General features: G+C 69.6%; 19 protein-coding genes. 10 read left to right on the top strand and 9 right to left on the bottom strand.

Annotation, left to right across the window (positions count from 1 at the left end; genetic code table 11):
- The coding region (locus tag FNH08_RS06215) for a phosphoenolpyruvate carboxylase (protein WP_322723835.1) at window positions 1-1360 on the bottom strand (1360 nt) is incomplete at its 3' end.
- A gap of 317 nt (window positions 1361-1677) precedes the next feature.
- On the opposite strand from FNH08_RS06215, the gene FNH08_RS06220 reads away from it, so the two are divergent.
- The 4 genes from FNH08_RS06220 to FNH08_RS06235 are packed head-to-tail and all read left to right on the top strand — an operon-like array spanning window position 1678 to window position 3938.
- Window positions 1678-2709 carry an acyl-CoA desaturase gene (locus FNH08_RS06220; protein WP_152770232.1) on the top strand — a complete coding sequence of 344 codons (1032 nt, stop codon included), beginning with the start codon at window positions 1678-1680 and terminating at the stop codon, window positions 2707-2709.
- A gap of 7 nt (window positions 2710-2716) precedes the next feature.
- The gene (locus FNH08_RS06225) at window positions 2717-3382 is read left to right on the top strand and encodes a TetR/AcrR family transcriptional regulator (RefSeq protein WP_322723836.1); all 666 of its coding nucleotides are present in this window, start codon (window positions 2717-2719) and stop codon (window positions 3380-3382) included.
- A 59-nt stretch (window positions 3383-3441) separates the two neighbouring features.
- Window positions 3442-3693 (top strand): type II toxin-antitoxin system Phd/YefM family antitoxin, encoded by a 252-nt coding sequence (locus FNH08_RS06230; protein WP_152770233.1) that lies wholly within the window; start codon window positions 3442-3444, stop codon window positions 3691-3693.
- Window positions 3690-3938 carry a type II toxin-antitoxin system RelE family toxin gene (locus tag FNH08_RS06235; RefSeq protein WP_322723837.1) on the top strand — a complete coding sequence of 83 codons (249 nt, stop codon included), beginning with the start codon at window positions 3690-3692 and terminating at the stop codon, window positions 3936-3938. Before FNH08_RS06230 ends, FNH08_RS06235 begins: the two co-directional genes overlap by 4 nt.
- A 1-nt stretch (window position 3939) precedes the next feature.
- Here the strand turns inward: FNH08_RS06235 and FNH08_RS06240 are convergent, their stop codons facing one another.
- The 3 genes from FNH08_RS06240 to FNH08_RS06250 form a co-directional block, all read right to left on the bottom strand.
- Window positions 3940-4779, bottom strand: coding sequence for a PaaX family transcriptional regulator (locus FNH08_RS06240; RefSeq protein WP_322723848.1), 840 nt, complete (start codon window positions 4777-4779; stop codon window positions 3940-3942).
- Between the two features lie 205 nt (window positions 4780-4984).
- Window positions 4985-5347, bottom strand: a complete 363-nt coding sequence (locus tag FNH08_RS06245; RefSeq protein ID WP_322723838.1) for a VOC family protein — start codon at window positions 5345-5347, stop codon at window positions 4985-4987.
- A complete protein-coding gene (locus FNH08_RS06250) occupies window positions 5344-6168 on the bottom strand; it encodes a trans-aconitate 2-methyltransferase (protein ID WP_152770234.1) in 825 nt (274 codons plus the stop codon). Before FNH08_RS06250 ends, FNH08_RS06245 begins: the two co-directional genes overlap by 4 nt.
- Window positions 6169-6333: 165 nt before the next feature.
- Between FNH08_RS06250 and tamR the strand changes: the two genes are divergently transcribed.
- Window positions 6334-6831, top strand: a complete 498-nt coding sequence (gene tamR / locus FNH08_RS06255; RefSeq protein ID WP_152770235.1) for a MarR family transcriptional regulator TamR — start codon at window positions 6334-6336, stop codon at window positions 6829-6831.
- Here tamR and FNH08_RS06260 read toward each other — a convergent pair.
- Window positions 6790-7560, bottom strand: coding sequence for a response regulator transcription factor (locus FNH08_RS06260; protein WP_322723840.1), 771 nt, complete (start codon window positions 7558-7560; stop codon window positions 6790-6792). The genes tamR and FNH08_RS06260 overlap by 42 nt on opposite strands.
- Before the next feature lie 252 nt (window positions 7561-7812).
- Between FNH08_RS06260 and FNH08_RS06265 the strand changes: the two genes are divergently transcribed.
- Entirely contained in the window at window positions 7813-8268 is a 456-nt protein-coding gene (locus tag FNH08_RS06265; RefSeq protein WP_152770236.1) for a GNAT family N-acetyltransferase, read from the top strand.
- 43 nt (window positions 8269-8311) lie between these two features.
- Here the strand turns inward: FNH08_RS06265 and galK are convergent, their stop codons facing one another.
- From galK to galT, 3 genes are read right to left on the bottom strand one after another with little or no spacing between them, the layout of a single operon-like run.
- Complete coding sequence (galK, locus tag FNH08_RS06270; protein ID WP_152770237.1) at window positions 8312-9487, bottom strand: galactokinase; 1176 nt, start codon at window positions 9485-9487, stop codon at window positions 8312-8314.
- A 55-nt stretch (window positions 9488-9542) separates the two neighbouring features.
- Complete coding sequence (galE, locus tag FNH08_RS06275; protein WP_152770238.1) at window positions 9543-10505, bottom strand: UDP-glucose 4-epimerase GalE; 963 nt, start codon at window positions 10503-10505, stop codon at window positions 9543-9545.
- Window positions 10502-11563 (bottom strand): galactose-1-phosphate uridylyltransferase, encoded by a 1062-nt coding sequence (gene galT, locus FNH08_RS06280; protein WP_322723842.1) that lies wholly within the window; start codon window positions 11561-11563, stop codon window positions 10502-10504. The genes galE and galT overlap by 4 nt, the downstream gene beginning before the upstream one ends.
- 138 nt (window positions 11564-11701) lie before the next feature.
- Here galT and FNH08_RS06285 point away from each other — a divergent pair, with 138 nt between their 5' ends.
- On the top strand, window positions 11702-13405 hold the full coding sequence (locus FNH08_RS06285) for a sodium:solute symporter family protein (protein WP_152770240.1): 1704 nt from the start codon (window positions 11702-11704) through the stop codon (window positions 13403-13405).
- A gap of 21 nt (window positions 13406-13426) precedes the next feature.
- Window positions 13427-13723, top strand: coding sequence for a hypothetical protein (locus tag FNH08_RS06290; RefSeq protein WP_152770241.1), 297 nt, complete (start codon window positions 13427-13429; stop codon window positions 13721-13723).
- Window positions 13724-13785: 62 nt separating this feature from the next.
- Here FNH08_RS06290 and FNH08_RS06295 read toward each other — a convergent pair whose 3' ends face one another.
- Complete coding sequence (locus FNH08_RS06295; RefSeq protein ID WP_152770242.1) at window positions 13786-14361, bottom strand: hypothetical protein; 576 nt, start codon at window positions 14359-14361, stop codon at window positions 13786-13788.
- Window positions 14362-14668: 307 nt separating this feature from the next.
- Here FNH08_RS06295 and FNH08_RS50620 point away from each other — a divergent pair, with 307 nt between their 5' ends.
- Both FNH08_RS50620 and FNH08_RS06305 read left to right on the top strand, forming a co-directional pair.
- Window positions 14669-16507 carry an endo alpha-1,4 polygalactosaminidase gene (locus FNH08_RS50620; RefSeq protein WP_194238393.1) on the top strand — a complete coding sequence of 613 codons (1839 nt, stop codon included), beginning with the start codon at window positions 14669-14671 and terminating at the stop codon, window positions 16505-16507.
- 112 nt (window positions 16508-16619) lie between these two features.
- Window positions 16620-18206, top strand: a complete 1587-nt coding sequence (locus FNH08_RS06305) for a substrate-binding domain-containing protein (protein ID WP_152770243.1) — start codon at window positions 16620-16622, stop codon at window positions 18204-18206.
- Window positions 18207-18383: the final 177 nt, after the last annotated feature.

Raw genomic sequence — 18383 nt, forward strand, 5'->3', positions numbered from 1 at the left:
GGGCGAGGGGCCGCCGGGACCTGAGTTCCTTGGCGAGGAGCTTGTGGCGGTACTCGCGGGGCATGTCCTCGTAGCGCCAGGACTCCTCGCCGAGCCGGTCGAAGAGCTGGCCGAGGGCGTGGTGGTGGGCGTCGGCGTGTTCGCGGACGTCCATGGTGGCGAGCTGGAGGCCGAAGGCGGCGAGGGTGCGGATGGTGCGGTTCATGCGGCCGTCGGCGAAGAGGGCGCCGCGGTGCTCGCGCAGGGAGGTCTGGATCAGGGTGAGGTCCCCGAGGAGCTCGGTGGTGCCGAGGTAGTCGCGGCCCGGCTCGTGCGAGGTGCCCTTGGCGAGGCGCTGCTTGGTGTTCTCCAGCTTCTGCCGGATGCAGGTGGCCTTGAGCCGGTAGGGCTCCTCGGCGTTGAGGCGCTTGTAGCGGGGGCTGATCTCGGGGAGTGCCTCCAGGTCGGACTGGAGCGAGGACAGCAGTTCTTCCGTGGCGCCGGTGTAGCGGATGGAGTTGGAGAGGAAGCCGCGGAGTTCGTCGATGAGGTCGAGGGCGTCGTTGATGCCGTGTTCGTGCTGGAGGATCAGCACGTCCCAGGTGACCTGCGGGGTGACGTTGGGGTTGCCGTCGCGGTCGCCGCCGATCCAGGTGCCGAAGGTCAGCGGACGGGTGTCGTCCGGGAGGGTGAAGCCGACGCGGTCGAGTTCGGCGGTGAGGTCCTCCAGGACGTCGCCGACGGCGTTGGCGTGGAGTTCGTCGAGGTAGTAGATGGCGTTGCGGGCCTCGTCGGCGGGTTCGGGGCGGACGACGCGGAGCTCGTCCGTCTGCCATACGAGGTCGATGTTCTCGGCCAGACGGATGTCGTAGCGGCGCCGGTCCGACTCGATGACCGGGGTCTCCAGCAGCGCGGCGATCCTGCGCAGCTTGTTCAGTACGGAGCGGCGGGCGGCCTCGGTCGGGTGGGCGGTGAAGACGGGCCGTACGTTGAGGTTCCTGACGGTGGCGCGCAGGTGCTCGGGGTCGGCGTCCTTGAGCCGGTCGGCGGTACGGGCGAGGAGGCCGCCCTCGGCGGAGCGCTTGGCGCGCAGTTCGCGGCCGCGGTGGACCTGTTCGGTGACGTTGGCCAGGTGGAAGTAGGTGGAGAAGGCGCGGACCAGCTTGGCCGCGGTCTCCAGTTCGGTGCCGCGCAGCAGCTCGGCGGCGGCCTCGCCGTCCTCGCGGGTCAGGCGGCGGACCCGTTCGACCAGCTCCAGGAGCTCGGGGCCCTCCTGCCGGACGAGGGTCTCGCCCAGCAGGTCGCCGAGGCGCCGGATGTCGGCGCGGAGCGCCGGACTTGTTGTCGTGACCGTCTGGCCATGGTCGTCGGCACTGCTCACAGGTGCGGCTCCTTGCAGTGTTGAAGCTTCTCTGGGAGGGAACCCGGATGTTCGCCGGGCGGCTGGACCACGGACGGGTCATGGCCGCTTCGGGGACCGGTCACCCGGGCAGAAATCAGAGCGGACCGCGCTGTCCGACCGATTCCAAGGATAGGTGTCCATGCGGACGCGCAGACCGTCGGGCTCTTGCCGCCGGGCGCCGCGCTGCCATACTTACGATGCCGTAGGTTACGGAACCGTAGGGAACACAACCTGTCCCCCACAGACCGTTGCCGCAGGCATCTGCCTCCACCCTCGAACCCCACAGGGGACGCCCCATGACCACAAGCTCCGATGTGATCGAAGACGCCCCGCAGGCGGACGATTCCAAAGGAACCACGGCGACCGACACCGCACAGCCCTCGGCCACGCTGGGCGGCGAGCAGAAGCGTTCGATCGAGCAGATCGCGCTGCTCCTCTTCATCATCGTCCCGTTCCTGGCGCTGATCGCGGCGGTGCCGCTGGCCTGGGGCTGGGGGGTGAGCTGGCTGGACCTCGGTCTGATGGTCTTCTTCTACTACCTGAGCTGCCACGGCATCACGATCGGCTTCCACCGCTACTTCACGCATGGTTCGTTCAAGGCCAAGCGGCCGTTGAGGATCGCGCTGGCGGTCGCGGGTTCCATGGCGGTCGAGGGTCCGCTGGTGCGCTGGGTGGCGGACCACCGCAAGCACCACAAGTTCTCGGACGCGGAGGGCGACCCGCACTCGCCGTGGCGGTTCGGGGAGACGCTCCCGGCTCTGATGAAGGGCCTGTGGTGGGCGCACATCGGATGGTTGTTCGACGAGGAGCAGACGCCGCAGGAGAAGTACGCGCCGGACCTGATCAAGGACGGGGCGATCCGTGCGATCAGCCGCCAGTTCATCTACTGGACGATGCTCTCGCTGGCTCTGCCCGCGATGATCGGCGGCCTGGTGACCATGTCGTGGTGGGGTGCGTTCACGGCGTTCTTCTGGGGGTCGCTCGTCCGGGTGGCCCTTCTGCACCACGTGACCTGGTCGATCAACTCGATCTGCCACGCGGTGGGCAAGCGTCCCTTCAAGTCGCGTGACCGTTCGGGCAACGTGTGGTGGCTGGCGGTCCTGTCGTGCGGTGAGTCCTGGCACAACCTCCACCACGCCGACCCGACCTCGGCGCGGCACGGTGTGGAGCGGGGCCAGCTGGACTCCTCGGCGCGGCTGATCCGTTGGTTCGAGCAGCTCGGTTGGGCGTACGACGTGCGCTGGCCGTCACGCTCACGTATCGATTCCCGCCGGAACACCGGGCAGGACGGCTCCCGACGCAAGAAGGAGACCGCCGAGGCGGCATGATTGACGCGTGGCGACCGACTCGAGCAGTACCTCCAGCAGCGACAAGCAGCGGCGCCCTCGCCGAACCCGGATGACGGGTGCGGAGAGACGTCAGCAGCTCCTCGAGATCGGTCGCACGCTCTTCGCCACCAAGGGCTTCGAGGGCACGTCGGTGGAGGAGATCGCGGCCAAGGCCGGGGTCTCCAAGCCGGTGGTGTACGAGCACTTCGGCGGCAAGGAGGGCCTGTACGCGGTCGTGGTGGACCGCGAGATGCGCTGCCTCCTGGACATGGTGACCAGCTCCCTGACGGCCGGGCACCCCCGCGAACTCTGCGAGCAGGCGGCCTTCGCTCTCCTGGACTACATCGAGGAGTACACGGACGGTTTCCGCATCCTGGTCCGTGACTCCCCCATCCCCCAGTCGACGGGTTCCTTCGCGTCCCTGATCTCCGACATCGCGACCCAGGTGGAGGACATCCTGGGCCGCGAGTTCAAGAGCCGAGGCTTCGACCCGAAGCTGGCGCCGTTGTACGCCCAGGCCCTGGTCGGCATGGTCGCGCTCACGGGCCAGTGGTGGCTGGACGTCCGCCGCCCGAAGAAGGCCGAGGTGGCGGCCCACCTGGTGAACCTGGCCTGGCACGGCCTGGACGGCTTGGAGGCGAAGCCGCACTTGATAGGGCGCCGAAAGAGCTGAGGCCACCCGAAGGGGTGAACCAATAGACCACGAGATCAACCTTGTGGAACCATGCGCACATGACTGAGATTGCGATCAGCGCGGCCCGTTCCCAGCTCGGCGACTTGGTCCGCCGTGCGGCCCATGGCCGCGAGACCATCGCCCTCACCGACCACGGTCACGTGGCCGCGCTGCTCGTCTCGCCGCAGGTGATAGAGGATCTCGAAGACGCCCTGGCCCTTTCGGACTATCAGCGGCGCAAGGCGGAGGGAACGCTCGGCGAGGGCATCCCGCACGAAGAGGTCGGACGCATGCTGGGGCTGCGTCCGTGACCTACCGCATCATCTGGGAACCGCCCGCGACGGATGCGGCCGTACGGTTCCTCAAGGAAGACCCGGCCGGGCTCGCCGCCGTCTACGAAGCAGTCGACGCGCTGGCCGAAGCACCACGCCCCGCGAACTCCACCGCCTACGGCGTCGACATCCGGCGCCTGCGCGTGGGCGACTACCGCGTCCTGTACGTCATCGACGACGAAGTGATCCACATCCTCGTCACCCACCTCGGCCGGACACCGTAGATCACATCCGTAGCGGTGTGGTCTCCAGTACTGCCCGTGCTGCCAGCCGAGCCGGCCCCGCGGTCTGCTCGGCGATGCGACGGAACGTCTCCTGTGCCGGTCGGGCAGGCCACTCCGGCGGCAGATGCTGAACAGGAAGCCGCGGATCGTCCCGGATGACGCGCAGCCACTCGGCAACCAGCCGCAACCGGGTGGCGAGAGGGTCGCCGGAGGCCACCTCGACGGCATTCCACCGCTCGTCGAACGCCACGTACCGCGCCGCCAGCGTCTCCAGATCCCAGCTCTCCCGGATCATCATCCCCACGTCGGTGAAGTCGTCGGCCCGCGCGTGGAAGACCTTGACGTGGGCGTCGAGGCCGAGTTCGGAGACGATGCCCCGTACGTCCGCGTGGCCCGGTGCGATCCACAGGCCGCTGTACAGGGCGCCGAACCCGGACCAGGTGAGCCGGGACCGCAGGTCGTGCCGTTGGCGCTGCCAGGATTCGGGGAGGGAGAACCCGAGGAGGGTCCAGGTGCCGTCCCAGTCCTCGTTGACCGCGCCCTCGTCCCAGATGCGCCGGCCGCCGTCCCGCAGGACGTCCTGGGCCGTGGGAGTCAGCCCGAAGAACATCCTGCGGCCCTCGCGCTGCCGTCGCAGCAGCCCCCGGTTGACCATCCGCGTCAGCGTGGACCGCACGGCCTGCTCGCCCGTACCGACCCGGCCCAGCACGTCGATGATGCTGCCCGAGTACACGCCGACGTCGCCCTGCTCCAACACGTGGTTGCCGAAGAAGGTCAGCACGAGGGACTGCGGGCGCAAGCCCGTGTCGGTGCCGTTCGTGTCCAGGGTCCCGTCCTCCACAGCGGTCAAGCGTACGGCCGTCCGTCAGGGGAGGGGCGGACGGCCGTACGCGCTCCTCACCTGCGAACACTGGTCATCGGGGACTCCCTTGGGACTCCCTTGTGCGGGGAGGAACACCGCGAAAGTAGGCGCGCATCTGTCAGCCGTCAATGTTCTGCACAACATTTCCCGAGCCGGGGGTCGCGACTCAGCCGACCCGGCCGACTCAGCCGTTCGGCTCCAGGAACTCCAGCCGGTTGCCCACGGAGTCCTCGGAGTAGAAGCGGCGGTGGCCCGGGAGGTCGTCGTCCCAGGTCACCGGCGCCCCGTGCGCGTGCAGCCGGTCCGCGTAGGCGTCGATGTCCCGCACCCGCAGCCCCGGGTGGGCCTTCCTGGCCGGCCGAAAGCTTGTCTCGATCCCCAGGTGCAGCCGCACGTCCCCGGCCTCGAACCAGCAGCCCCCGCGAGCGGCCAGGACCGGCGGCTTGGGCACCTCGGTCATGCCGAGGACGCCGACGTAGTACGAGCGCAGCTGTTCCTCCGAGCCGGGTGGGGCGGCGAGCTGCACATGGTCGAGGGCGGCGATCACCGCTGTCCCGGCTTCCGGGCCACGACGAACACGCGGCGGAACGGGAAGAGCGTGCCGTGGGCCGTCGCCGGGTACGCCTCGCGCAGGGCGGCGCGGTACTCGGTGACGAAGGGTTCGGCGTCGTCGCCGAGCGCGGTGAGGACCGGCCGCAGTCCGGTGCCCTTCACCCAGTCGAGCACGGCGTCCTCGCCCTGGAGCACGTGCGTGTACGTCGTCTCCCAGGCATCCACCTCGCAGCCGAGGCCGGCCAGGTCGTGGAGGTACGCGGCCGGGGTCCGCACCGCGTCGTCGTGGCGGAGCGTCTCGCCGAGCCGGTCCTTCCAGCGCGCGGACTGGGCGAGTTCGCGCATGAGCCGGTGGCTGGGCGAGTCGAAGTTGCCCGGCACCTGGAAGGCGAGGACGCCGCCGGGGGCGAGGCCCTCCACCCAGACGGGGAAACGCGTGACGTGGCCGGGCACCCACTGGAGGGTCGCGTTGCTGACGATCAGCTCGTACGGCTCCGTGGGCGCCCATGTCGTGACGTCGGCGGGTGCGAAGTCGAGGTGGCCGCCGCCGGGCGTGGGGCCGGTCAGGGGTGCGGCCTCGGCGAGCATCTCCGGGGAGTTGTCGAGGCCCGTGATGTGCGCGTCGGGCCACCGGTCGGCGAGCAGGCGGGTGACGTTGCCGGGGCCGCAGCCGAGGTCGGCGATACGGGGGCGCCCCGCGGGAGTCTCGGCGGGGAGCTCGGGCACGTGGGCCAGCAGGTCGACGAAGGCGCGGGCGCGGTGGCCGGAGTGGCGCAGGTACTGGTGCGGATCCCAGACGGGGGCGGTGGGGGACATGGGCGTACCTCCTTGGGGCTCAAGTGGCCAAGTGGCTGTAGTGGCCAAGTGGCTCAAGTCGCCCCCTCACCGTGACAGCGCAGGTATCTCGAAGTCAAGAAACTTACTGCAAATAAGCTCGACATCAAGAGACTTCACATCGACACAACCACTACACTGATCGTCATGGAGGACGAGGTCGATCGGCTGGTCGCATCGTGGCGCCGGGAGCGCCCGGACCTCGACGTGGAGCCGCTGGAAGTGCTCAGCCGGGTGAGCAGACTGGCCCGGCACCTGGACCGGGCACGCCGTCTGGCGTTCTCCGAGCACCAGTTGGAGCCGTGGGAGTTCGATGTGCTGACCGCGCTCAGGCGCGCGGGGACGCCGTACCAGCTCTCCCCCGGTCAGCTGCTGACGCAGACCCTCGTCACCTCGGGCACGATGACGAACCGTATCGACCGGCTGGCCAAGAAGGGCCTGGTGGAGCGGCTGCCCGACCCGAGCGACCGCCGGGGCGTCCTGGTGCGTCTGACCGACGAGGGGCGGGACAGGGCGGACCAGGCGCTGGCCGGCCTCCTCGACCAGGAGCGCGCGATCCTCGCGGAGCTGTCGCGCGCCCAGCGGGGTGAACTGGCCGGGCTGCTACGCCAGTTGACCGCCCCGTTCGACAACATCCCCGGTTAGGTCGACGGGTCCGACCCCGGCACGGCGGGCGAGCGCGACGGCGGCGAGGGTGGAGTGCACGCCGAGCTTCCCGAGGACGTTCTGCATGTGCGTGCGGACGGTGTGCGGGGACAGGAACAGGCGCTCGGCGACGGCCTTGCGCCCCAGTCCCGCCACCATGCACCGCAACACCTCCCGCTCACGCGGTGTGAGGGACTCGACGAGCCGCTCACTCTCCGTGCGGTGCTTGCGGGCGGCGGTGAGCTCGCGCAGGACGCCGGTGAGCAGGGCGGGCGGCAGATGCGTCTCGTCGCGCAGCACACCCCGTATGACGGTGAGGAGCCGGGACAGCGAGCAGTCCTTGGCGACCCAGCCGGACGCCCCCGCTTGCAGGGCGAGCGCGGCGCGGCGCGGGTCGTCCTTCTCGGCGAGGACGACGGTCCGTACGCCCGGCTGCCCGGAGCGGACGCCCGCGACGAGCGAGATGCCGTCGACGAGCCCGTCCTCGTTGCCGTCCTGCACGGGCACGGCGGCCGGTCGCGCGCCGGGGGCTGTGCCCCCCAGGTCGGCGTCGACCAGCAGCACGTCGAACCTGCGGCCTTCCGCCGCCGCGCGGTCCAGGCAGCGCAGCGCGGCGGGGCCGCTGCCGGCCGCGGACACGTCGACGTCGGGCTCGGCGGCCAGGGCTGCGGCGAGCGACTCGGCGAAGATGCGGTGGTCGTCGACGACCAGAACTCGGATGCGAACCACAGAAACCCCCACTGGTCGGGGGACGACCGGCGCAGGCACAACGCCCGAAGTACTCCCCGGTTCTCCACCTGGGACGGGGCTGCCACAAGCGCACGGCCGCCGCCGTGCTGCAACTGCTACCCCCACTTCGGGCGTCGTACCCGACTGTCTCGCCCCCTGATCGGCACCGGCCCCCACCGGTGCTGTTCATCAGAGTAAGGCCGGGCGCTCAGAGCGGAAGGCAATTTGCAGAACTGATTGGCCAGCGCGTTTATGGTGAGCCGTATGTTTCGGATTGAGACAGAAGTCGACAAAGAGCGTAGCCAATTGCTGCGTTCCCGACTACGGGAGGCGAACAGTTCGGCTTCCCCGGTGCTGCGCGCCCTGCGGGGAACACCGGGTGCCCGTGAGGTCCCGCTCCAGGTGTGGGCGCTGGACGCGGCGGGCGGTCTCGCGGGCGGACTCGTCGGTCACACGTGGGCGACCTGGCTCCACGTGACCTATCTGTGGGTGGACGAACGGTGCCGGGGAGCGGGGCTGGGCTCCCGCCTGCTGGCCGAGGCGGAGCGCACGGCGTCGGCCGAGCGCGACTGCCGTGGTTCCCGTCTGGAGACCTGGGACTTCCAGGCGCCGGACTTCTACACGAAACAGGGCTACGAGGTGGTGGGGGTGATCCCCGGCTATCCGCCGGGGATCACGGAGTACACCCTCACGAAACGACTGGGGTGACGTCTGGGGTACGACTGGGGTACGACTGGGATGACGTCTGGGGTCACACCAGTCGGCGTGCCCCCGGTGCGGGCACCGCGGCGAACACGCGGGGTGCCGTGTAGCCGGCGGCCGCGAAGGCGTCCGCCACCGCCTTGGTGACCGTCTCCTCGTCGGCGGCCTCGACCAGCACGATGGCCGAGCCGCCGAAGCCGCCGCCCGTCATACGGGCGCCCACCGCACCGGCGGCCAGCGCCGTGTCGACGACGAGGTCCAGCTCCGGGCAGGAGATGCGGAAGTCGTCGCGGAGGGACGCGTGGCCCTCGACCAGGACCGGGCCGATCGCCCGGGTGTCGCCCGCCTCCAGCAGGGACACGACCCGCTCCACCCGCTCGTTCTCCGTGACGATGTGGCGGACCAGGCGGCGGACCTCCTCCTCGTCGCCGAGGCCGGCCAGGGCCGCGTCCAGTCCGGCGTACGGCACGTCCCGGAGCGCGTCCACGCCCAGCAGTGCCGCGCCCTTCTCGCAGCCCGCGCGGCGCTTGCCGTACTCGCCGTCGCTGTGGGCGTGCTTGACCTGGGTGTCGACGACCAGCAGGCGCATGCCCTCGGCGGCCAGGTCGAAGGGGATCTGCTTCTGGGAGAGGTCCCGGGTGTCCAGGAACAGGGCATGGCCCGCCTCGCAGCACGCCGAGGCGGTCTGGTCCATGATCCCGGTGGGGGCGCCCACGTAGACGTTCTCGGCGCGCTGGCACAGGCGGGCCAGCTGCCAGCCCTTCAGGCCGAGCTCGTACAGGTCGTTCAGCGCGAGGGCGACGACGACCTCCAGGGCCGCCGACGACGACAGGCCCGCGCCCGTCGGGACCGTCGAGGTCAGATGGACGTCCGCGCCCGTGATCGCCGTGTGGCCCGCCTCGCGCAGGGCCCAGACCACGCCCGCCGGGTACGCCGTCCAGTTCCGGTCGGACTCCGGGGCCAGGGCGTCGAGCGTCAGCTCCACGGCCCCGCCCTCGATGTCCGCCGAGTGCAGCCGCAGGACACCGTCGGTGCGGCGTGCGACGGCCGCGACCGCCGTGTGCGGCAGCGCGAAGGGCATGACGAAGCCGTCGTTGTAGTCGGTGTGCTCACCGATCAGATTGACCCGGCCCGGCGCCGCCCACACTCCCTCCGGCTCGGCCCCGTACAACTCCGTGAACCGCTCCGCGACCGCGGCAGCGCGAGCCTCAACAGCCTCGCTCATCCCCTGACCCCTGACCTTTCGTACGGGACTGGATCTCGAACTCCAGCCCTCAAAACTACTTGTCGCGCTGCTGCGCGAACTCCCACGCGTCCGCCACGATCCCCGCGAGGTCCGCGCGCGACGGGTTCCAGCCCAGCCGCTCCCGGGCCGCCCGCGCGGACGCGACCAGCACCGCAGGGTCGCCGCCGCGGCGCGGGGCCACGACCTCCGGGATCGGGTGCCCGGTGACCTGGCGCACCGTCTCGATGACCTCGCGGACCGAGAAGCCGTTGCCGTTGCCGAGGTTGCAGATCAGGTGCTCGCCGGCCTCGGCCGCGTCCAGCGCCAGCAGGTGGGCCTCGGCCAGGTCCGCGACGTGGATGTAGTCCCGGACGCAGGTGCCGTCCGGGGTGGGGTAGTCGTCGCCGAAGACGGAGATGGCCTCGCGCTTGCCCTGCGCTACCTGGAGCACCAGCGGGATGAGGTGCGACTCGGGGTCGTGGCGCTCGCCGTACGCCCCGTACGCGCCCGCCACGTTGAAGTAGCGCAGGCTGACCGCGCCCAGGCCGTGGGCCGCCGCCTCGCCGGTGATCATGTGGTCGACGGCGAGCTTGGAGGCGCCGTAGGGGTTGGTCGGGGACGTCGGCGCGGACTCGACGATGGGGGTCGTCTCGGGTTCGCCGTACGTGGCCGCCGTGGAGGAGAAGACGAGCTTGCGGACGCCCGCCGAGCGCAGGGCGGCGAGCAGCGCCATCGTGCCGCCGACGTTGTTGTCCCAGTACTTCTCGGGCTTGACGACCGACTCGCCGACCTGGGAGCTCGCGGCGAAGTGGAGCACGGCGTCGAAGGAGGAATCCACCCACTTGGCGGCGTCGCGGATGTCGCCCTCGATGAAGGAGGCGCCCGCGGGCACCCCCTCGCGGAAGCCGGTCGAGAGGTTGTCGAGCACGACGACCTCGTGGCCCGCCTCCAGCAGATGCTGGGCGACCACGCTGCCGACGTAGCCCGCGCCACCGGTGACCAGGTACTTACCGCTCATGAACTCGCTACCTCTCGCAGTCGCTCGGCCGCGCGCTCCGGCGGCACGTCGTTGATGAACACGTTCATGCCGGACTCGGAACCCGCGAGGAACTTCAGCTTGCCGGAAGTGCGGCGGATGGTGAAAAGCTCGAGGTGAAGTGCGAAGTCCTCGCGCACGACCCCGTCGAACTCCTCCAGCGCGCCGAACGGTGCCTGGTGCCAGGCCGCGATGTAGGGCGTCGGAGGCTCACCTTCGCCGAATATCCGGTCGAAGCGCTTCAAGAGTTCCAGATAGACCTGGGGGAATTCTGTGCGCGCGTCCTCGTCCAGCCCGAGCAGGTCCGGCACCCGGCGGCGCGGGTAGAGGTGGACCTCGTACGGCCAGTGCGCCGCGTACGGCACGAAGGCGACCCAGTGCTCGGTCCGCAGCACGACGCGCTCGTCGGCGAGCTCGCGCTCCAGGACGGCGTCGAAGAGGTTCTCACCGCCCGTGGCCTCCTTGTGCGTTGCGAGTGAGCGCAGCATCAGGGCGGTGCGAGGGGTGGTGAAGGGGTAGGCGTAGATCTGCCCGTGCGGATGTCCGAGGGTCACGCCGATCTCGGCGCCGCGGTTCTCGAAGCAGAACACCTGCTCCACGGAGGGGAGATGCGACAGCTCGGCGGTGCGGTCGGTCCAGGCCTCCAGGACAAGACGCGCCTGCTCCTCGGTGAGGTCCTTGAAGGCGGCGTTGTGGTCGGAGGTGAAGCAGACCACCTCGCAGCGGCCGGAGTCCCCGGCGAGCGAGGGGAAACGGTTCTCGAAGACGACCACGTCGTACGAGGAGTCCGGGATCTCGCTCAGGCGGTCGCCCTCGGTCGGGCACAGGGGGCACTGGTCGGCGGGCGGGTGGTAGGTGCGGCCCTGGCGGTGCGAGGCGATGGCGACGGAGTCGCCGAGCAGCACGTCCTGGCGCACTTCCGACGTGGTGACCGTCCGCTCCAGCGGTCGCCGGTCCACGGCGTCGCGCACCGAGTCGTCGCGCAGGTCGTAGTAGATCAGCTCACGACCGTCGGCCAGCCGGGTCGAGGTCTTCTTCACGGCGGACTCCAAATCCGTACCCGATCACACGAATGAACCATCCAACAGAACCGAACACATCAAACCACAAATCCCCACGCCCGTCACCATCACAATCCAACAAAGATCACCAGCCGATGTGAGCGAAGTGAGCTCTGAATGCGAATCCCCCCATACCTCGCAGAGCAGCCCCCCACAAGCCTCGCCGCGGAGCTGCGGCTCCCCACCAACTGGCTCGACTACACGATTCTGGCGATCTACTTCGTCGTCGTCCTGGGTATCGGCTTCGCGGCCCGCCGCTCCGTGAAGACCAGCCTGGACTTCTTCCTCTCCGGCCGCTCCCTGCCCGCCTGGGTCACCGGTCTGGCCTTCGTCTCCGCCAACCTGGCCGCCACCGAGATCCTCGGGATGGCCGCCAACAGCGCGCAGTACGGCGCGTACACCGTGCACTGGTACTGGGTCGGCGCCATCCCGGCCATGGTCTTCCTCGGCCTGGTGATGATGCCCTTCTACTACGGCAGCAAGGTCCGCTCGGTCCCCGAGTTCCTGCTGCTGCGCTTCGACAAGGGGGCGCATCTGCTCAGTTCGGCGCTGTTCGCCTTCGCCGCCGTCCTGATCGCCGGCGTGAACCTGTACGCCCTGGCGATCGTCGTCGAGGCCCTGCTGGGCTGGCCGCAGTGGGTCGCCATCGTCGTCGCGGGCTTCTTCGTCCTGGCGTACATCACGCTCGGCGGCCTCTCCTCCGCGATCTACAACGAGGTCCTCCAGTTCTTCGTGATCCTCGCGGCACTCATACCCATCACGGTGCTGTCCCTCAAGAAGGTCGGCGGCTGGGACGGCCTCACGGACTCCCTCACCAAGGCCCACGGCGCCGACTTCGTCACCGCCTGGGGCGGCACCGGCATCGGCGACGCGAACCCGCTGGGCGCGAACTGGCTGACCATCGTGCTCGGCCTCGGCTTCGTCCTCTCCTTCGGCTACTGGACGACGAACTTCGCGGAGGTGCAGCGCGCGCTGTCCGCGAAGAACCTGTCCGCAGCCCAGCGCACCCCGCTCATCGCGGCCTTCCCGAAGATCTTCATCGTCTTCCTGGTGATGATCCCGGGCCTGGCGGCCGCGGTCCTGGTCCCGAAGATCGGCACATCGGGCTCGGACCTCCAGTACAACGACGCGATCCCGTACCTCATGGAGCAACTGCTCCCCAACGGCGTCCTGGGCATCGCGGTGACGGGACTGCTGGCGGCGTTCATGGCGGGCATGGCGGCGAACATCTCGTCCTTCAACACGGTGTTCACCAGCGACATCTGGGCGAAGTACGTGGTGAGGGACCGGGAGGACGAGTACTACGTACGCTTCGGCCGCCTCATCACGGCGATCGGCGTACTGGCCTCGATAGGCACGGCGTTCCTTGCGTCGAGCTTCTCGAACATCATGAGCTACCTGCAGACACTCTTCTCCTTCTTCAACGTCCCCATGTTCGTGGTCTTCATCATCGGCATGTTCTGGCGGCGGGCGTCGATGAAGTCGGGCTTCTGGGGTCTGCTGGCGGGCACGACGGCCGCGATGATCAACTACTTCGTCCTCTACAAGCAGGGCATCGTCGACATCCCCTCCGACCAGGGCGCCAACTTCGTCTCGGCGATCGCGGGCTTCGTCGCGGGCGCGGTGGTGATGGTGGCGGTGTCGCTGTTCACCGCGCCGAAGCCGGAGGAGGCGCTCCAGGGCCTGGTCTACGGCACGCGCTCCCCCGGCATGGCCGAGCCGCCCGCCGAGGGCGACGACGCGTGGTACCGCAAGCCGGCGCTGCTGGGCTGGGGTGCGGTGATCCTGGCCGCCGCCTGCTACGTCCCGTTCTCGTTCTGACCGTCGAGGGGCTGATCAACCATGTCCGAGCACAACGTCCATCGCGAGGTCACGGAACTGGAGAGCAAGTCGGCCACGGCGGCCCGCCTGTTCGACGTACGCCGCATCATCGGCGGCCTGTTCGTCGTCTACGGCGTCATCGTCACGCTGGCGGGCATCACAGCCTCCGACGCCGACCTCGACAAGGCCGAGGGCGTCAACATCAACCTGTGGACGGGGCTGGGGATGCTGGCCCTGGGGGTGTTCTTCCTGGGGTGGCTGTGGCTCCGGCCGCTGAAGCAGGCGCCGGTACCGCCGGAGGAGCCAACGGTGGAGTGAGGCTCGTACGGGGCCGCGGTCGCCGTAGCCGTGTGCCGTAGGCGGCCGCGGCCCCGAGTCCGTCACGTGAACCGAACCTCCAGGTACTGGTCGTACAGCCGCTCGTTCGTGGCGGTGAAGTCGGCGCGCGTCACGACCGCGCAGCGCACGTTCTCGCCGCACACCTTGCCTTCGGTGATCTCGGGGCGGACGTTCTCGAGGGTCGTACGGAAGGAGCCGTGTCGCGCGTACGGGATGGTGATCCCGGGCGTGCCCGTACCCGTGTCGGTGATCCGCCGCGACGACCCGTCCTGAGCCTCGCGCCCACCGAGGCAGGGGCCGGGGAGGGTGGTGTAGGTGGACGGGTCACCGACCTTCACGCCGTCCGGGATCACGCAGAAGGCCAGGAAGATGCCCTGGGCGCGGTTGTATCCGGTACCGGCGACGTGGACGGTGCCGCCGGAGGCGGGGAGAGTGACCGGCCCGGCGGCCAGCTTCAGGTGGAAGTCCTGGCCGTCGGCGGTGGTGACGGTGCGTTGTGCGTACCCGGGCCATTGCGGGGACGCGTTCGCGGTGCCGGCGAGTGGGAGGGCTGTGGCGGCGCCGGTGAGGGCGAGGGCGAGTCCGGTGCGGAGGAGTTTGTTCGTGGGGGGCTTCATGGTGGTTGGGACCACCCTTTCGGTGATGCGCTGTTGACGAACTCTGTTCGAGTCCTTGATCGAAGGTCTAAAAGGTGACCGGTCAGTAGGCAACAGAGACCAAGCGCATTCACGGTCCACCCACCCGACCCACACAACTCACCGCGCATGCGAGCGAGTTCTTCGTCCACCGCATCCCCCGAACTCACCACCACCGCCGCCCCGCCTCGCGCACCTGCTGGACGGGCCTACGCTCCTGGGCTCTCGTACTACTCTGATGCCCCTGTACGACTTCCGGAGCACAGCCGAACGGGAAAGGTGACCGGCGATGTCGCTGAATCCCGGCGATCTGGAGTCCATAGGCGGCTACGCGCTGGTCGACCGGCTCGGCAGTGGCGGCATGGGCGTTGTCTACCTGGGTCACTCGGACTCGGGGCGGCGGGTCGCGGTCAAGGTCATCCACGCGCAGTACGCGCAGGACGAGGAGTTCCGGACGCGCTTCCGGCAGGAGGTCGCGGCGGCCCGCAGGGTGAGCGGCGCGTTCACCGCCCCGGTCGTGGACGCCGATCCGGACGCCGAACAGCCGTGGATGGCAACGCTGTACGTGCCGGGCCGTACGCTGTCCGACATCGTGTCCAAGGAAGGGCCGCTGCGCGGGCGGGAGTTGCGCACGCTGGCGCTGGGGCTCGTCGAGGCGCTGCGGGACATCCACCGCGTGGGCGTGGTGCACCGGGACCTGAAGCCGAGCAATGTGCTGATGGCCGAGGACGGTCCCCGCGTCATCGACTTCGGCATCTCGCACGCCGTCGACAACCAGGCCCTCACCGTCACCGGGCGGCTGATCGGCACCCCGCCCTTCATGTCCCCCGAGCAGTTCGCCGCGCCGCGGGACGTCACCGCCGCCTCGGACGTGTTCTCGCTGGGGTCGCTGCTGGTGTACGCGGCCACCGGCAACCGTCCCTTCGACGGAGCCAGCCCGTACTTGACGGGCTATCAGGTGATGTACGAGGCGCCGGTCCTGGACGGAGTCGCCGAACCGCTCCGGAGCATCGCCGAACGCTGCCTGGACAAGGACCCGGCCGCCCGGCCCTCGCTCGCCGAACTGCAGGGTCTGTTCCGGGCCTTGCCGGATTCCGGCGGGATTTCCGGCGAGGCGGATGTCCGTACGAGTGTCCCGCCAGCAGGGAGAGAGGGCGGGCCGGCGGAGACCAGCCGCCCGGTCTCCCCCGCTCGGCCCGTCCCCCCGGGCACGCCCACCGCCCCTGGGGAAGGGGGAACGGACGGGACCCGCGCCGGTCGAAGACCCCGAGGGCGTCGCGTCCTCGTCGGCCTCCTCGCCGCCCTGGCCGTCGCCGGACTGAGCTTCGTGGCCGTGAACATCGCGTCGAGCGACGACGCTCCCCAACCGTCCACCGCGCCCGAGAAGGCGTCCGCACCGGCGTCCGCATCCCCCTCCGCGGTGACGCTCCCGCCGAAGCACGTCCCGTGGGACTACCAGATCGGCGGCACGTACCCGCTGCCGACCGGTGTGCGGGTGGTCAGCCGCGACCACGGAGACGCGCCCGCGCCGGGTGCGTACAACATCTGCAACATCAACGCCTTCCAGGTGCAGCAGGGCGCGGAGGGCGACTGGGACTCCGACCTGCTGCTGCGCGACGCGGGCGGGGATGTCGTCCACGACAAGGACTGGGACGAGGCGGTCCTGGACATCCGTACGGGCGCGAAGCGGCAGCGCATCGCCGCCGAGGTGAACGCCTGGATCGACGACTGCGCGGAGAAGGGCTTCAAGGCCGTCGAGCCCGACAACTACGACTCCTTCACCCGCTTCCCGAAGTACCTCACGGCCGACCAGGCCAAGGCATTCATGAAGCTGCTGGTGGCGCACGCCCACGAGAAGGGCCTCGCCGTCGCCCAGAAGAACACCGCCGAGCTCCTGGCCTACCGTGCGTCCGTGGGCCTGGACTTCGCCGTGGTGGAGGAGTGCGGACGGTGGGATGAGTGCGGCGCGTTCGCCGAAGCGTTCGACAACAACGTGTTCGTGGTCGAGTACACGGCGAAGGGGATGTCGAAGGCGTGCTCCGGCTGGGGCAGCACGCTGAGCGTGGTCCGCCGCGACCAGGATGTCGTGGCCGAGGGCTCGGACGGCTACCTCCGCCGAACCTGCTGACGCTCAGTTCGTATCACGTTCACGTGGGGGACAGCGGCCCCTCATACGGTTGAAGTCTCCACCACCGACCATCTGTTCCCCTTGATTCGACACTCGAGCAGGGGGACTTGAGATGTTCGAGACCATCGCCGACTTCCTCGGCGGGCTGAGCAACGGGCAGTTGTGGGCGGGCGCCCTGATATGTGCCCTGCCCGCCGGGCTGGTGGCGTTCTGGCTGGACCGCTACCAGGGGTGGCGGCGCATCAGCTGGAGCGAGATCTACAACGGTCCCATCAACAAGCACATCAACAACCAGCCACCGCCCGGCATGTGGGACATCCACTGGCAGGGCCGCCGGATACTCGACGGCAGTCTGGTCATGCTGGAGGTGCGCAACTCCGGTGTGCAGACGCTCGAACCGGAGCACTTCGCCGGCCCGGTCACCTTCACGTTCACGGGCAGGAAGGTCGTGCACTTCAAGGTGCGCGACGCCAACGAACCGCTGGAGGCGGCCCTGCGTCCGCAGGTACCCGCCCCTGCCGCCGCCGAGCCCGCCGACGAGGTGGGCTCGGCGGTGAGGCAGGCCACGGTCCGGACAACAGGTCAGCAGACCGACACGATCACCCTGCCGCCCTTCACCCTCAACCGGCGTGAGCGCTTCCGGCTCCTGGTACTGCTGGAGGACGACGGGGCGGGCTCGGCGGCGAAGTCTCCCAAGATCACCTCGGGCGGAAAGGTGAAGGGCGGCCGTATCAAGCGGACCGCCGGGCGGGCCAGGCGCCGGTGGGCCACCGCCGTCATCGTGACGCTCGTCGCGTCCCTGGGCCTCGGCGCCGGCGTCTACGCGAACAACGAGAGCCTCAAGCTGGACGCGACCTGCTCCCAGGCCCGCCGGCTCACGGTGACGGGCTCGACCGCCTTCTCCCCCCTCGCCCACCAGGTCAAGGAGTCGTACGAGGAGCAGTGCCCCGAGACCGACGTGGTACTGGAGGCGACCGGCAGCCGCAAGGGACTGGAGCAACTCCGCTCGAACACGGCCGCGGAGACCATCGCCATGGTGGACACCGTGGCGGGACAGGAGCCGGAGAAGGGCCTCGACGCCCACCACGTCGGCGTGATCGTCTTCGCCGTCGTGGCCAACCAGTCGCTCGCGAAGGACCTGGGCCCCGGCCAGACGCTCTGGGACCGGGGCCTGACCCAGGACCAGCTGGGCCAGATCTTCACCGGAGGCGGCTTCCGCAACGAGGACGGGCGCCTCGCCGAAACACCTGTGGCGGTGGTCCGCGCCGACGGATCGGGCACCAGGGACGCCTTCGAGAAGAGGGTGACCGGCGGAAAGGGCACGACATCCGCCCCTCCCTGCACCACCGGCTCGACCGGAGTCTGCTCCGTGACGTCCACCATGGAACTGCTCGACTACGTGAACCGTACGACGAACGCCATCGGTTACGCGGAGGCCGACGCCCTGCCCTTCTTCCCCAACGTACGGACCGTACCGATCAACGGCACCGCCCCGACCAAGGAGAACGTCCTCGATGGCGACTACCCCTTCTGGGCCTCCGAGATCCTCTACACCCGCGAGGGCGCCTCCGGCCTGACCCGCGACTTCCTCGACTTCCTGCGCAGCCGAGGAGTGTCCAAACTCCTGGAGGGCCAGGGCTTCCTCCCGTGCCGGGAGCTGGAGGACTCCAAGGTGGAGGAGATGAGGTGCGGCGACTAGGGCGTGCCTCGGAAGTGGATCTCGGAACGGTTCCGGGTCCGTGGCGGCATCCCGTGCCGGCATCCCGTAGCGGGAATCCGTGGCGGAACATGCCCGAGGAGTACAGGCCGTGGGGCCGCCCTTCACAGCAGCAGTGGCGGCGCTTCCCGCCCCACTCGACGGCTGGTGGGCAATTGC

Source organism: Streptomyces spongiae, assembly GCF_009377185.1.
GTDB lineage: Bacteria > Actinomycetota > Actinomycetes > Streptomycetales > Streptomycetaceae > Streptomyces > Streptomyces spongiae.

Coding starts and splice junctions, on each gene's coding strand:
- galK (WP_152770237.1), bottom strand. CDS start 9,487: ATGAGCGAGGCTGTTGAGGCTCGCGCTGCCGCGGTCGCGGAGCGGTTC.
- FNH08_RS06290 (WP_152770241.1), top strand. CDS start 13,427: ATGTCCGAGCACAACGTCCATCGCGAGGTCACGGAACTGGAGAGCAAG.
- FNH08_RS06285 (WP_152770240.1), top strand. CDS start 11,702: ATGCGAATCCCCCCATACCTCGCAGAGCAGCCCCCCACAAGCCTCGCC.
- FNH08_RS06265 (WP_152770236.1), top strand. CDS start 7,813: ATGGTGAGCCGTATGTTTCGGATTGAGACAGAAGTCGACAAAGAGCGT.
- galE (WP_152770238.1), bottom strand. CDS start 10,505: ATGAGCGGTAAGTACCTGGTCACCGGTGGCGCGGGCTACGTCGGCAGC.
- FNH08_RS50620 (WP_194238393.1), top strand. CDS start 14,669: ATGTCGCTGAATCCCGGCGATCTGGAGTCCATAGGCGGCTACGCGCTG.
- FNH08_RS06250 (WP_152770234.1), bottom strand. CDS start 6,168: ATGTCCCCCACCGCCCCCGTCTGGGATCCGCACCAGTACCTGCGCCAC.
- FNH08_RS06230 (WP_152770233.1), top strand. CDS start 3,442: ATGACTGAGATTGCGATCAGCGCGGCCCGTTCCCAGCTCGGCGACTTG.
- FNH08_RS06305 (WP_152770243.1), top strand. CDS start 16,620: ATGTTCGAGACCATCGCCGACTTCCTCGGCGGGCTGAGCAACGGGCAG.
- FNH08_RS06295 (WP_152770242.1), bottom strand. CDS start 14,361: ATGAAGCCCCCCACGAACAAACTCCTCCGCACCGGACTCGCCCTCGCC.
- tamR (WP_152770235.1), top strand. CDS start 6,334: ATGGAGGACGAGGTCGATCGGCTGGTCGCATCGTGGCGCCGGGAGCGC.
- FNH08_RS06220 (WP_152770232.1), top strand. CDS start 1,678: ATGACCACAAGCTCCGATGTGATCGAAGACGCCCCGCAGGCGGACGAT.